Below are 14,716 nucleotides of genomic sequence, written 5' to 3' on the forward strand. Positions count from 1 at the left end.
TGGGTACTTGGATATTTAGGCGTTATTATCTGACACAGAATTTTGAACGCCCTCGTTTGCTATTGCAATGTTAGTTTACTTGGTACTTGTCGCCGTTGGCACCGTTAGCGGTGGCTTTAAACTGGCATCAGGCGGTAGTGAAGGCGCAAGAGAAATCTTTGCTTTTGCCACCAATCCTGTGGTTGCTCTATTACTCGGTGCACTGGCCACCGCATTGGTACAATCTTCTTCTACTGTCACCTCGGTGATAGTCGGCTTAGTAGCTGGTGGTTTACCTATTGGTATTGCTATTCCTATGATTATGGGTGCTAACATCGGCACAACAATCACTAATACCTTGGTTTCAATTGGCCATATTCGTAGTCGTGAAGAGTTTAAACGCGCGTTTGCAGCATCAACCGTTCATGACTTCTTTAACTTGTTGGCAGTGGCTATTTTCCTTCCTCTGGAAATTATGTTCGGTATTTTGGAGAAATTTGCATCGAGCCTAGCGCACGTATTTGTTGGCGATGCCGATTTGTCGCTGAAGAGCTATAACTTCATCAAGCCTTTGGTAAAACCCAGTGTTAATGTTGTCAAAGATGCAGTGAGCTTCTTAGACTCAACAGCTGCCGGTGTGACCATGGTGATCATCGGTATCATGATGATTTTATTTGCCGTTACTTACCTTGGCAAATTGCTGAAAAAAGCCTTGGTTGGTAAAGCTAAGGAGTTATTACATAGTGCCATTGGTCGTGGTCCATTCGTTGGTATTGGCTCTGGTGCCCTAGTGACCATCATGGTGCAATCGTCTTCAACTACAACCAGTTTAATGATCCCACTGGCAGGTAGTGGTGTTTTTAATACTCGTCAAATTTACCCATTTACCTTGGGTGCCAACATTGGTACTACCATTACTGCACTGTTAGCAGCCACCTCTATTACGGGCGCTGCAGCAGAAGTGGCCCTGACCATCGCACTGGTTCACGTAATGTTTAACGTGTTTGCCGTGACCTTTATTTATGGTCTGCCACTGCTAAGAGAGATCCCACTGACGCTTGCTGAGAAAATTGCTGACCTTGGCTCTCGTAACAAGCCTGCGGCACTTGCCTATGTATTGGGTTCATTCTTTGTGTTCCCTGGCTTAATTATGCTGGCAGTACGTTAATTAATTGCTTTAGATTGAGCCCGCTTTAGGCGGGCTTTTTTATTGTTAAAAGCTAAAAGTCATAATTCTGTAATTTATTGCTGCGATAATTGCAGTTGTTAGAATAACTAAGACGATCACCATGAACCACAAGCTCGACATTTTTAGCCTCAACACAGCGCAATTAGCGACCGCGACTCGTGGCCGTTATCGTGCCGTTCAGCCGTACGAATGTTTGACTCTAGAAAGTCAAGCTAACGCGGCGTATGTGGTGATTGAGTTACCTTTTGATGCTCGTATTGAAGACACCATAGAATTGGTGCTCACCAAGCGCGGTGCTCGCGGTAATAGTTGCGCCCTTACTTACCAGGTGGACGCTGAAAGTTACTTAAGCAAGGTACTAAGCGTAAACATCGCTACGGCGTTAAGCGCTGGGGAGTATGTTATGCAAATTAACTTGCTTGGCTTAAACAATTTCCTCAAAAACACCGTCGAGTTCAATGTACGTCTTGCCAGTGATATCCACAGCATAGCCTCTACAAGGCCTGCACCTAAGCGTCCCTCTGGCCTGAAACGCTTTTTCAATTCTGCGTTTAGTGCGGTATTGTCGGTTTTTTAGCGGGGCAGCGACAGTTTACCCATCGAAAAGGGTAAGCCTTGTTCATCACCAGAAAGCGTCTCGTTAGCCAACAGGGCAAATAAAGCCGCTTCTTTGGCATCGGGGTCAAATGCGATGCGGTTAAACTCACAGATTTCAATATTGCTTGGCAAGTTAACCTCGAGTCGTTGCATCAAATACTGGTTATGCAATCCGCCGCCAGTTATGTAAAGCTCAGTTGCAGAGTCACATTGTTGAGTTATGGCCTTGGCGGTTTCGCGTGCAGTAAGCTCAGTTAGAGTGGCCAAAACATCGAGATGACTGATTGGTGTTGCCACCTTAGTAAGGTTTTGTGCAATAAAATCCAGATTAAAAAGTTCTGGACCGGTGGACTTAGGCAGCGGTTGAGTAAAAAATGGCTGTGCTTGTAGTTGCTGCAATAAGGCCGGGTTTATGGTTCCTTGCGCGGCCAGTTTGCCCCCTTCATCATAGGCCACATCAAAATATTGAAGGCAATACTTATCGATTAAGCTATTGCCTGGGCCTAAGTCGCTGCTAAGGCTGTCAGCAAGATCCCCACCTTTATGTAAAAAGGTGCAATTTGCAATCCCACCAAGGTTCAGTAATACCCTGTCAATGTCCTTGCTCTGATATAACAAGAAATCACCATAATGCACTAATGGCGCTCCCTCAAGACCTTTGGCTATGTGTTTTTGGCGAAAATCAGAGAGCGTAATAATCCCCGTATTACTGGCGATTAAGTCACCGTCTCCTAGTTGTAATGTGCTATTCATTTTTGTGTCGCTAACAAATTCAGCTCTAGGGTGGTGATAAATGGTTTGGCCATGGCTGGCAATTAAGTCTATAGCCTCTGGTTTGATCTGCCACAGTTTGAGGGTTTGCAGCACAATGTCGGAATATAATTGTCCTAACCAAGCGTTTAACTGACAAAGTGAAGCCAAGTTAACCTGCTCCACTGAGCTAAATTGGCTCAAAGTATGGCGTTGTTGTTCGCTGTAATTGTGGGTGTGGAACTGCAACAGTTCTAGTTGAGTTTGCACTCCATTGCCGCTTATCTTACACAAAGCTAAGTCTAAACCATCCAGAGAAGTGCCGCTCATCAGCCCTAAAACAACCTTAGTGGGTTTCTGGGCAAGTGTGGCTAGGGTCTCGATATCGGTTTTCATACTGGTAGTTCCATAGCGACTAAATCGAACACGTGATTGTATTTTATTCCTTCTAGCATGGCGAAGTTGTCTAATTGGCGAAATTTATAGCGTGAAAAATAGGGGCAATGTAACCCGAGTAAAAACAAAGTGGCTAGATGACGTGTCAGTGGTACATCACATTGTTGAGCATAGTGCTGCAGATGCTGAAGAGTTGGGCGGATTTGTTCAATAGATAAATCTGGCTCTGCAATCACAGGCACGGTCACCACTTTACCCTTACAGACACTACAATGACCGCATTGTTCGGGGGCGTTGTCATCCTTAAAGTAGTGTGCCAAGGAGTAATGATAGCAGCTATTACTTTGGAAAAACTGCATCAGTGAACGCAGTCGCTGCAGTTCGCCTTGCTCTTTAATTTGTGTGGTTGCCAAATATTGCTCTACCAGTGCATCGATATTAATCGCTGGCGTGGGTTTACGGTATACGGTGGTAAACTTCCCAAGTTTAATTTTAATCAGGCCATGCTCGGATAAGTAATCCAGTGTTTGCTGTAACTTTTGCTCGGGGATCTGCTGTTGCGACAATTGCGCATGGTTCAGCGCGCCCCACTTCTTTTTAAAGTCAAAACAACTAAATACCTGATGTAAATAAGCTTGGCGATTGGGGTCAAACTGCGCTAAAAGCTTTTCTTTGCTGCTTGTAAAGGCAATGCTGATGTCTTTGAAATAACTATAATTAATCTCTATTAGTCCTTCGAGCTCGAGTTGTACTAACAGGGTTTTCAACACCAATTGGTTTAGATTACAAGTCCGTGCATAGTCGTATTCATTGATGTGGCAATCATCATCGGATGCAAAAATAGCAGTAAACAATTTTTTAATGGCGTAATGCTCTACTTTATTGCTATGTATATAGTTTTCTAACATAGCGGTCTTTTCGTTATTTAACAAAATAACGCAATGAGCAGTCTGACCGTCACGTCCCGCGCGACCAATTTCTTGACTATAACCTTCAATGGATTTTGCCATATCGTAATGCAATATCCACCGCACATCAGGCTTATCGACTCCCATACCAAAGGCGATAGTGGCGACAATGACCATATCACTGGCGGCGAGAAACTCAGCTTGAAGCTGGGCTTTGGTGTCACTGTTTAAGCCCGCATGAAAAGCGCTGGCTTTAAAGCCACTGGCAGCAATGACTTGCGCAAGTTCTTCAGCTTGCTTTTGCTGGGTTACGTAAATAATTCCACAGCCAGAGGCTTTGGTTAAGAAACGGATGGTGTATTTGAGTTTTTCGGCTTCACTGATGGCCAGTGCAGTTAGGTGTAAATTTTCGCGATAAAAACCCGTTCGAACAATATTTTCGTGACTAATGGCAAACTTATCAGCCATGTCATTGGCGACTTTATGGGTCGCTGTGGCGGTCAGTAATAATACTTGCTCAATACCAAGCTGTTGGCGATACGTTGCGATTTTTAAATAATCGGGACGAAAATTGTGTCCCCACTCAGAGATACAATGGGCTTCATCAACCACCAACATGGAAACAGCACTTCGTTGCAGTAACTGTCTTGTTCTAGGATTATTGAGGCACTCCACTGAAATAAATAATACCTTAAGCTGCTCGTTTAATAGTGCAGCTTCAGTCGCTTGCAACTGGCTTTTAGTCTGGCTACTGTCTAAGCAGGCCGCTGAGATCCCCAAGTTAGTTAAATAGTCACACTGTTCGTGCATTAATGCTAATAACGGAGAAACCACCACACAGGTACCAGGTAAAATGACAGCAGGTAATTGATAACACAACGATTTTCCAGCGCCTGTTGCAAAAATTGCAATCGCACTTTGGCGATTTAATACAGACTCGACCACCTGTTGTTGTCCTTGCCTCAGGCTTGAGTGACCAAATACCCGCTTTAATGTGTGCTCGATTGCTTGAGTGTGATTCATCCTAGACCTTAATTACGGCTTTGTGTGTGACAGCAACTTAACGTTTACCAGCAAAGCGTTAGACAAGCAGTATACATGCATGGAAAGGAGTTGCTTGGTATCGTTAATAGTTTTCTATGATAGCTGGAATGCCATCTTCGACACGATTAATTGCTTGATTTATGCGTATGACCTCAGCTTGACTAAAGCGGTGCCGACCTAGCATAAAGTGTATGGCATTATCATTGACTACGTAAGGGTGTAAAACCATCTTTTTATACCCTAATTGGTTAATATAATAATTTCCAGCCTGCTGATCTTCAATCATAAAATCCACTCGCTCTTTGGCAACCATTTCGATGCGACGGTCTAAACTGGAAATTAAAAATAGCCGTTTTTCATACCAAGCTATTTTCTTTAGTTGTTCAAGTTCCTCACCATAGTAAGCCCCTGGGTTTGCGGTAAAACTGAATCCCAATGAGAATAATTCTGTCAGGGTGCTAGTTTGTGAGATGACTTTGGCACTGAATAAGCGCATTTTCTCTCGGCGATAGGGGTTGGAAAAATACGCTACTTTGCTGCGTTCTAAATTAAAGCTGGCAGAAGGTAACACATCGATCTCGCCCTTTTCTAACTCGGTGATACCGCGGGCTGAAGAAGGCAAGGGAACAAAATCAATACAATACCCTGCTTGAGAAAAGACCACTTTGGTGATTTCAACGTCAATGCCATACGGTTGTTCGCCATACATTACATAAGGTGGCCAACTAGAGCCTATTCCCACCTTTAACGTTGTTTCGTTATTGCACGCAACCGCTTTGTAGGTAAAGCATAATGCTAGAGTGGCAATTAAACAGATAAATAACTTCACTGCAGTCATAAAACCGATAACCAATGTATATATACAATAGTAGAAGAACAATAAGGTAAAAGGAAAGGCTTTTATGACAATACGTTTGCAGATAAGCAGGAGCCTGACACAGCCAGGCTCCGAGATTGCTACTTTATAAGCTAAAGCAGTTACTCACTGAGTAATTTCCATACTATAGCAGTGCCAGGCTCTTGGCCTCGAGTCCACCATTTCGCTTCGTAGCTTTCGCCATTATGGCTCACTCTATCACCGCCAACATAAACACTGCCCGCGTCCCAAGTAGGGTAGCTATTATGAGCCTTTTCAACGGTAACCACAAAGCTTTGTGTGGTAGCAAGGTTGCCATCACTGACGGTAACGTTGACGGTGACTTGGGTATCGGCATCCACTGCTTCGCCAGTGAGCTCTACCACATTACCACTGCCAGAAATGGCAACCGGAGCATCTGCTTGCCAAACATAGGTTAAGGCATCGCCATCGGGATCACTTGCCGTGGCATTTACAACGACCGTTTGCCCAGCAATGAGTGTGATATCTGATATTGGCGCCACCTCGGGTGCTTGGTTACTTCCTTCAGGAAGCACGGTGATGATATAGCGCTTTTCACTGCTCGCTTGACCATCGGAGACGGTCAGTGTCATGCTGAGATCGGTGGCTTGAGTAACCTGCGGCGCGGTTACTGTAACTTCTGCTGCGTTATTACTGGAGATCACCAGCGGTGTCTCAGCTTGCCAATTATAAGTTAACGTATCATTATCGGCGTCAGTGGCGTTACTCTGGAGCGTTAATGTCTCGCCAGAGGCCATGCTAAATGGCCCTTCTAACCCTATTACAGGGGCACGATTTGGGATTGCACCTGCACTTAGGCCGTCGTACATGGCGTTAAGTATGTCACCATTGTCAGCATCAATTTCCCAAGCAAATAATCCTGCAAGTTGATGGGTATTGGCGTATTGACCCTTGGCAACCACACTTCTGGGGCTATCGTATGTGATAAGTTTGCCGTTACTGCGGTTCCATACATACGCCGCTTGGGCTTGTTCATCGTAACCCACTTCAAAGCCATTTACACCTGAACCATTGCTACCTACTGCATTGGCTGCAATGGCTTTGTAGTCCATGATACCCGGTTCCCAGACGCCCTCGCTAGAAGAACCCTGCAGTGGCCCATTACCTGGGGCCGTCATGGGGTTACCACTGATGGTAGTGTTACTATCGAGTACGCCTTCCCAGCCGCGGCCATACATGGCGACGCCCATCACTAGTTTTTCTGGTTGTACGCCCTGTTGTAACAACAGTTGTATGGCATTATCACCTGTGTAAGCTGGCCCTTTTCGCGGCTCGCCATTATCATCAACACCGGTGCCGTTGCACTCATCTGTGCTGATATGAGAGCCACAGTAAATGCCGATTTGATGCCCAGTTACATTATTCCACGCACCATGGAAATCGTAGGTCATGGCAAAAATATAATCCATGTATTGCTGTGCTTGCTGATAATCTACGTCTTCGATTTTGTCGTAACCGGCACCAATCGCTGAAGTAAGCTCATATTCACGACCCGTTTCAGCCTCAAGTTCATCTAGCATGGCACGAAGCTCTTGCATTAACGCAACATAGGCTGGACCATCATTGACCGGATCGCCTAAATTAGGGTTAGGGCCATCACCGCCAGGAAATTCCCAGTCAATATCAACGCCGTCGTAGAACTTCCAAGTGGTTAAGAATTCTTTCACTGAGGCCACAAAGGTGTCGCGATTGGCTTTTTCAGTAAAGCCATGAAACGGGTCTGACAGTGTCCAGCCACCAATAGACGGCAATATTTTTAACTCAGGGTAGCGTTGTTTTAACGCCATTAATTGTGAGTAAACCCCGCGGATGGGATCTTTTGCATCAACACCTGGCATTGACTTTTGTACTGCCGCCCAAGGGTCATGAATAACCACCTCATAATCGTCAGAATCGGCACAGGCAGTTTGTAAAGCGCGCCAGCTATTGCCATTTTCAATCGCTTTTAGTGATTCGTTCTCGCCACAAATGGGAATAAATCCATAAAGAATATGACTGAGGTTCTGAGCCGGTACTTTAGTGACGTCAAAGTCGCGACCGTAAATTCCCCACTCTACAAAATAGGCTGCTGTTACACGTCCTGGAATGGTGCCATTGTCACGATTATTAGGATCGACATTCATCGGCAGTGGTGCAAGATGGCCACCGTCGGTGTCAGCGATAACGATTTCTTTTCCTGCACTGCGGGCGCACGTCTCACCTTGACACAATTCTAGATATAGCGTGTGGCGACCGGACTCTGTATAGGGGAATTCAATCACGCCACTTTTCGTTCCTGGTGCTAGGTTTCCCTGGTTGACCAGGGTGTCATCAAAATACACTTTATAACTATCGCCACCCTCGCCGCTCCAGGCATTCCATTTAATATTAATATTCACCGCATCCTTCGCCTTGACGAGCTCTTTGTAAGAACCGATGGCATCAACGTTTACCTCGACAAAGGAGTATTTCTGCGGTTGCCAGTCTAAGGTTGGCGTTGATGGTGCCGCCATTGTTGCGCTTGAAAGTAGCGCTATGCTAATAACGCAACTGAGTTGTTTAATTTTCATAATGTTTTCCTTTTTGATTTACATGTTGTACCCGCATTGGGTTAGTTATAATGCTTGCCATACCAAGGCATCCCCTGGTTCTTCGCCACGCGTCCACCACTTAGCTTGGTAAACTGCGTTTTCAAATGTCACTTTATCCCCAGCAACATAGACTTTATTGGCTTGCCATGTGGCTGGGGGGTTAGTGTTAGGACTGGTAACAAAGACCGAAAACGTAATCTCTGAACTGCTTTTACCGTCACTGACGGCTAAGGTGCTGTCATAACGAGTGTCTTGTTCTAGAGTTGGGGCAGTAATGACGAGTTGCTCACCACTTGCTGTGAATTGCAGCTCAGCAGGCAGTTGCCAAGCATAATTGAGAGGGTCATTTTGCTCATCGAATGCTTGCGCCACAATAGTGATACTCTCATTGGCAGTTAATTCCACATCCGCAATGGGCTCGACAACGGGTGGCGTATTAGTTTGTGCTTTAATTACAGAGAGTGTGGCGGTAAAGTTTGGCTCGGTGAGATAAACCACATTACTGAGCAAATTATCTGAGTCAAAATGAATTTCCCCGACCTCGTTTCTGACGCCTATTTTCAGCTGATTGGCATAACGCTCAGTTAATACACGGCTGAAATTTGTTACCCACTGGTTTTGATTGTTTTGATCAATGGCAAGGCTGGTATTAATGAACTCATCGCCTGACGCATCAAAAGCCCGAAACCATACGCTATCACCAGGCTCGGCTTGTTGACCCGGTTTGATAAAGAAACCGGAATCAAACCATGTGGTAGGCATGCTTGGGTCAACTAAAGTGATATCAGAGCAGTTATAAAAACCCTCTCCCGCTGCATCTTCACGCTGCCAGCGGGTATACAAGATGGCGTCGCCAGTGCGACCCGCAGGGATAGGCACTTGCATTTCATAATAGCGGTTGCCATTTGGGTCGAGAACGACCTCTTGATCACCGAGCTCAGCAATTAATTGTAAGTCTTGCCAATTAAGCGCTTTGGTGCCGATTTCAGTATCGGCTTTGGTTAAAAAAAACTGCCAGAAGCTTGGGTTATGTGGGGTTGTGGCGCGAAATCTCACCTCGATGTTACCACTGCCATCAGGCTCAAGGGGCGTTCGTTGCCAATGATGAGAGGGTAAATTCATCCCGTCTTTATTAACATCGCCTGCCGCGCACAAGGTGCCATCCGGTATGGCACGCTTGACTGCTGCCAAGCTATGGTAATCAGCGACATTTTTAGCAAACTCATGATGTTGTACAAACGGATAATGGCCTGATTGTAAAAAAGCAGCACGGCAAGCTTGATTGGGTATGTTTGAGCCATCCTTTGGCCACCAATATCCGCCTTGTTGTTGACAATAGGCTTGCCGAGCCTTGGGGAAATCCATATAGCCATGTGCCATAAGCTGTGTAGAAAGCATCATGGCGCTACTAAATATACTAAATAAAAACAGTGGCTTATTTATCACTTTCATTACGCTTCTCCGGTGAAAGGGGCCGAGGCCCCTTGAGCTAAAGACGGCATACTTTTTCATAGTCAGTGGAGGTTGATGGCTGTTTGTTGGTCCACCATTTGGCTTCATAAACGCCACTACCGTCGATGACTAGATCGCCTTGCAAGGCATGTGTCCCCTGTGGAAATTCTGGGTAGATCACTATGTCACTGATTGCGGTTCCTTGGCATGACGTGATTGGTGTAGGAGTATCATCACCTGGCTGGGCCGTTGGTAAGTCTTTATACTCGCTAGCCAATGCGTAGCGTTTACCATCCTTTTCAATGACAAAGTTTTGTGGGCCGGAAATGGGCATGTAGTACATCACTTCAGCATTGACTGTTTCGCCCGGGGCAAACGATTTCACTTGCCCACCCCACTCGTTGACCAAGGTAATCGAAAAGCGATGGAATTCATTTTCAAAGCCGCCAATATTGTTGCCTGCGGTATTGGAACCGTTGACTTCTACTGCCATACCCAGTTTCTCTTGGGCATTCCAATTGGATTTAAATATGGCTGAGGTAGCGACAGGGACATCAAAGCTGATTTTTGCCCCCGATAAATCAATATTTGAGTGGTTAGTAAATGAAAAGGTTGGCGCGATGGGATAATTATCGTCGCCAGAAGGGAAGTTGTTAGCATTGAAACTAACATCTACTGCCTGAGTCGGGACAATAAAATCTTTGCTACCAGGAATAACACTATAAGGGGCGCCATTTTGGTTGAACTTATCGTAGGCTAGCGTGGTTAATGTGCTACCCATGAAATATTCATTGTTGTTAGCGTCATAGTCATAATCGCCTGCCAACTCCCAAAACATAATGCCGCCAAGCCCTTGGTCAATGACATAATCGACTTTTGTGGCCATCGACTGTTGATCTTCCATTGAAAGAAAGACCTTTTTATCTGCATTCCAAAGCCAAGGGGCAACAGCAACGCTATCGTAATGGCGTTCATAATTCCCTATCAGTTGATGTGAAGGATTACTGTCTGGGTTTAAGCCATAAACATTGAGGTAACTGGGTTCAATACCCTGTTGTAAATTTTTTGCATGCCAGAGTGGGTTAGAACCAGCCGGAATTTCTTGGCCAGAATCATTTTTATCATGCCATAAATTGTCGATCCCTACCGCACCGTTACCACATTTGTTCTTGTCACCACTTCCGGTGCCTGGCGGACACTCTGCTTGGTTAGGCAAAGCGGCCTGCCCCCACAAACCATGAGTGCCGCCAGTTACGTCTCTGAAACCACGAGTGTAATAAGGAATACCAATATTAATCCTGCCTGCCGAGATTGAGCCGCGGAAATATTTCACCGCCCAATCGGTATTAAGGTAACCGATCCCTTCAAACTCTTTGGTGCCATAGACGTTCCACTGTTTTAATTCAGAGTCTTCACCGGTGTCATACAGTGAGGCGTTATGTCCGACATGTTGATTCCAAGCACCATGAAGGTCATAAGACATAATATTGACGTAATCTAGATACTTGGTGACTTGGAAGGTTTCCATTCCACGCAGAAGGTACCCTGAAGAAGGCGACGCAATGGTGAGCAGGTAATGGGTATTGTCTTGTTCACCTGCTTTATCTAAGGCCTCACGCAACCGTTTCATGAGTACATGATATGAAGCATTTAATGCACTTCTAAGAGGGTTTGAAATGGCAAAGTCATCAGGGTGACCGGAATCCTTCATTGATGATGGGTATTCATAATCAATATCAACACCATCAAAGCCATATTTACGAATAAACTCTACAGCGCTTGCGACAAAGGCATCGATCCCAGCTTCATTGACGCTGCCATCAGCGTTGGTAGTCATGGTATAAAAACCGCCACTGTTTACGCGTTGGCCATTGTCATCAAAAAATCCCCCTGTTTCGGCCCAACCACCCACAGAGATAAGCGTTTTAACGTCTGGATATTGCTGTTTAAATTTATTTAATAAATTAAAGTGGCCAGTGTATGGCAGTGATGGATCCATTTCAGCGCCGGTTACGCCTGGCCAAGTCATGTTGGTTGCGGGATTACCTGGGCGACTAGGGTCGCCGATAGAAAGCTCATTGTCGGCATTGACGTGCGCGAATGCATAATTAATATGAGTGATTTTGCCCCATGGAATATCATCAACCAAATAGGCAGGCTGGCCGTTTTTACCTGTGCGCCAACTTGTGAAATAGCCAATTACCCTTCGAGGGTGATCTGCAGCCATTTTTTCGCGGCCATCTTGATCATAAATATTGCAATAATTGGGCGTTGTGCCTGGGGTTTGATATAGCCCATGAGGCACGCAGCGGTTGGTTACGGGGGGGATGCTTACAACTTCTATCTGTTGAACTGTTTGATGTGTCGCTCCTTTATTGTCGTGAGCAATTAGTTTAAAATCGAACAGCCCAAGTGTGTCAGCTGTCCAGTTATAGGTCGCCGACGCAACGGTACTTTCAAGCACCAGGTTGTCATTGATAAATAACTCTAGCTTGGTTATTTTGCCATCAGGATCTTGACCTTGTAGCTGTACCGTTACTTCGCTTCCTTTTTCGACATTGGTGTCAGTATTGATAGTCAGTGTCGCAGTGGGCAACTGATTGTTTGCCGCGTTTACTTCAATACGGTGACTCAGCTCGCTTGAGGTTGCTTGATCATTGTCGGTGGCTACAGCCGAGACAACATGAGAGCCTGTTAAAGCAATCCAGTTTACCTCGTATCTTCCCTGGCTGTCCGCCGTGTTATCAATGCCTATGGAGTTGCCATCAATAAAAAATTCAACTTGCTCTACTTGACCATCACTATCAGTTGCATTAACCGATATGGCAACGCTGTCATTGGGGTTAAATTGGCTCTTGTCCGCCGGTAAAAGGCTATTCAATTGAGGTTGATTATTGACAGCGCTGTCACAATCGGCCATCTTTTTCCAACTGTCCCAGGGACCCGAATTTTCAATGGGCGAATCTTTGGTCCACCATTTTGCTTCAAATGCTTGTTGCGATTGTTTAACTGTATCGCCTTTAACGTAAGCTTGCTCGGCATTCCAAGGAGCTATACCGGCGCAATCGAGAGCATTGGCATTACTTGCAAACAATACCATGATGGCACTGGATAAAACGCTCACCGCAGTTGTCTTTACATGTTGTTGTGTCATTTTGGTCCTCCGACCTTTTGTTTTAAAATATTAACAATAACAACATAAAGCTAACATAAAAATTCAAGATGGCAAGATGTACTGGTATTTATGTTACCGCTTACGTCAACAAACCCCGTGTTCAAACCAAGCTTTCACCTTTTTTATTTTCTTGATAAATATGTAGATAATTTAATTAGCTGGCTTCAAAGTGCGCTTTCTGCACGACCTATTCTCAGACAACTTCTCTGATCAGTGATCGTTAAGGTGTTGTATTACTTATTTATAACAATTAGCTATTGAAAATAATGAAATACCCTATTATGGCTATTAATTACATCTACGAGCTTGTGTTATCGAACTACTAGACTAAATTTAGAATGTTGATTTTAGGAGATATTACCTTGCAAGTTGAGGCAACTACCGCTGTAGCTCAGAGCAATATCAAAGTACTGTGCTTAGACGATGAAGCGAACGTGATTAAGTCACTGGCTCGTTTCTTTCGTCAGCATAATATTTCAGCCACCGTTTTTACTTCTGCTGCTGAGGCTCTTGATGCTGTAAAGCAAGAGGACTTTCATGTAGTTGTAAGCGATATGCGGATGCCGGAAATGGATGGGGCTCAGTTTTTAAAATTAGTAAAAGAGGCAAAACCGAATACCCAACGGGTGCTACTAACGGGTTATTCTGACTTAGCTTCTACCGTAAAGGCAATTAATGAAAGTGGAATCCACGCCTATATTCAAAAGCCTTGGGATAACACTTTGCTGCTTCATACAATTAAAGAGTGTGCGGAAAAATATCAATTAAAACAACACAATATTAGCTTGAATACTGAACTCCAAGAGAAGAACAAAGAGTTACAGCAGCTAAATAATAACCTTGAAGAGTTAGTCCAAAAACGCACAGCGCAAATAAGAAAAGTGCTCTCACAGCTAGAGCAAGCCAATAAGAAAGAAAAGAAAGAACACAAAGCAACGGTTGAACTGTTATATAATTTTATTAATGCAAATCCGTATTTAGACGGTAAAAAGGCAAAAAACGTAGCGCAACTCTGCCGTATTATAAGTAAAAACATTCAAGCCAGTCAGCAAACCACGGAAACAGTCATGATGGCAGGCTATCTTGCTGAAGTTGGGTTATTAGCGATGGACCCTGAATTGTATAAATCGAGTCCGCGGCGCCTTTGTGAAGAAAAAAAGAAAATATACTATACCCACCCTACTATTGCTCAACTTATGCTAATGCCAGCACAGCATTTATCTGAAGTGTCTGAATCAATATATCATCAATTTGAAAAATACAATGGCCAAGGTATTCCAAAAGGCTTGAAGAAACAAGAAATTCCAACGGGTTCACAAATACTTGCCGTTGCTCGCGATTATTACAATAATATTGAAAATGCAGTGGGTAGTGATGAGGAAAAGTCGACAACGGCTATTGATTTAATTAAGGCGTATAAAGGCAGCTTCTATTCACCGAAGGTAGTAGATGCCTTAGAAGCTGCAATCAAAAACAAAGAGCTGGCGCCAGAAAAAGTAGGTAGTATTGATATTCTAACCACGGATAAACTTAAAGTGGGCATGAAGCTTGGCCTTGCACTACATAGCAATCAAGGTATTTTATTGTTGCCTAAGGGGCATATTTTTACCGAAAAATCCATCGATAAGTTAAAGCAACTTGAGAGTCAAAAGCCAATTCCATTTAGGATTATGGTGGGAAAATAATTGCGTCTTTCCAATTTTAAGAGGGCGTTCAAAATTCTGTGTCAGATAATAACGCCTAAATATCCAAGTACCC

The 14,716-nt window shown here is 44.4% G+C and carries 9 protein-coding genes; 3 read left to right on the forward strand and 6 right to left on the reverse strand.

What is annotated here, in order from left to right; all coding sequences use genetic code 11:
• Positions 1–67: 67 nt before the first annotated feature.
• Positions 68–1,147 (forward strand): Na/Pi symporter, encoded by a 1,080-nt coding sequence (locus ACNKW2_RS17295; RefSeq protein WP_419149666.1) that lies wholly within the window; start codon positions 68–70, stop codon positions 1,145–1,147.
• 121 nt (positions 1,148–1,268) lie between these two features.
• The gene (locus ACNKW2_RS17300; RefSeq protein ID WP_419149667.1) at positions 1,269–1,745 is read left to right on the forward strand and encodes a hypothetical protein; all 477 of its coding nucleotides are present in this window, start codon (positions 1,269–1,271) and stop codon (positions 1,743–1,745) included.
• Here the strand turns inward: ACNKW2_RS17300 and ACNKW2_RS17305 are convergent.
• The 6 genes from ACNKW2_RS17305 to ACNKW2_RS17330 all read right to left on the reverse strand — a co-directional run bounded on the left by ACNKW2_RS17305 (position 1,742) and on the right by ACNKW2_RS17330 (position 12,937).
• Positions 1,742–2,911: an anhydro-N-acetylmuramic acid kinase gene (locus ACNKW2_RS17305; RefSeq protein ID WP_419149668.1), complete on the reverse strand. Its 1,170-nt coding sequence runs from the start codon at positions 2,909–2,911 to the stop codon at positions 1,742–1,744. The genes ACNKW2_RS17300 and ACNKW2_RS17305 overlap by 4 nt on opposite strands.
• On the reverse strand, positions 2,908–4,842 hold the full coding sequence (locus ACNKW2_RS17310) for a RecQ family ATP-dependent DNA helicase (protein WP_419149669.1): 1,935 nt from the start codon (positions 4,840–4,842) through the stop codon (positions 2,908–2,910). Before ACNKW2_RS17310 ends, ACNKW2_RS17305 begins: the two co-directional genes overlap by 4 nt.
• 103 nt (positions 4,843–4,945) lie before the next feature.
• Entirely contained in the window at positions 4,946–5,701 is a 756-nt protein-coding gene (locus ACNKW2_RS17315) for a substrate-binding periplasmic protein (protein WP_419149670.1), read from the reverse strand.
• 140 nt (positions 5,702–5,841) lie between these two features.
• Positions 5,842–8,310 carry a glycosyl hydrolase family 18 protein gene (locus ACNKW2_RS17320; RefSeq protein ID WP_419149671.1) on the reverse strand — a complete coding sequence of 823 codons (2,469 nt, stop codon included), beginning with the start codon at positions 8,308–8,310 and terminating at the stop codon, positions 5,842–5,844.
• A gap of 45 nt (positions 8,311–8,355) precedes the next feature.
• The gene (locus ACNKW2_RS17325; protein ID WP_419149672.1) at positions 8,356–9,783 is read right to left on the reverse strand and encodes a lytic polysaccharide monooxygenase; all 1,428 of its coding nucleotides are present in this window, start codon (positions 9,781–9,783) and stop codon (positions 8,356–8,358) included.
• Positions 9,784–9,820: 37 nt separating this feature from the next.
• Positions 9,821–12,937 carry a glycosyl hydrolase family 18 protein gene (locus tag ACNKW2_RS17330; RefSeq protein ID WP_419149673.1) on the reverse strand — a complete coding sequence of 1,039 codons (3,117 nt, stop codon included), beginning with the start codon at positions 12,935–12,937 and terminating at the stop codon, positions 9,821–9,823.
• A 359-nt stretch (positions 12,938–13,296) separates the two neighbouring features.
• On the opposite strand from ACNKW2_RS17330, the gene nosR reads away from it, so the two are divergent.
• Positions 13,297–14,643, forward strand: a complete 1,347-nt coding sequence (nosR, locus tag ACNKW2_RS17335) for a response regulator c-di-GMP phosphodiesterase, NosR family (RefSeq protein ID WP_419149674.1) — start codon at positions 13,297–13,299, stop codon at positions 14,641–14,643.
• The last annotated feature ends 73 nt before the right edge of the window (positions 14,644–14,716 follow it).

This window comes from Pseudoalteromonas 'SMAR' (genome assembly GCF_048515945.1).
Taxonomy (GTDB): Bacteria; Pseudomonadota; Gammaproteobacteria; order Enterobacterales; family Alteromonadaceae; genus Pseudoalteromonas.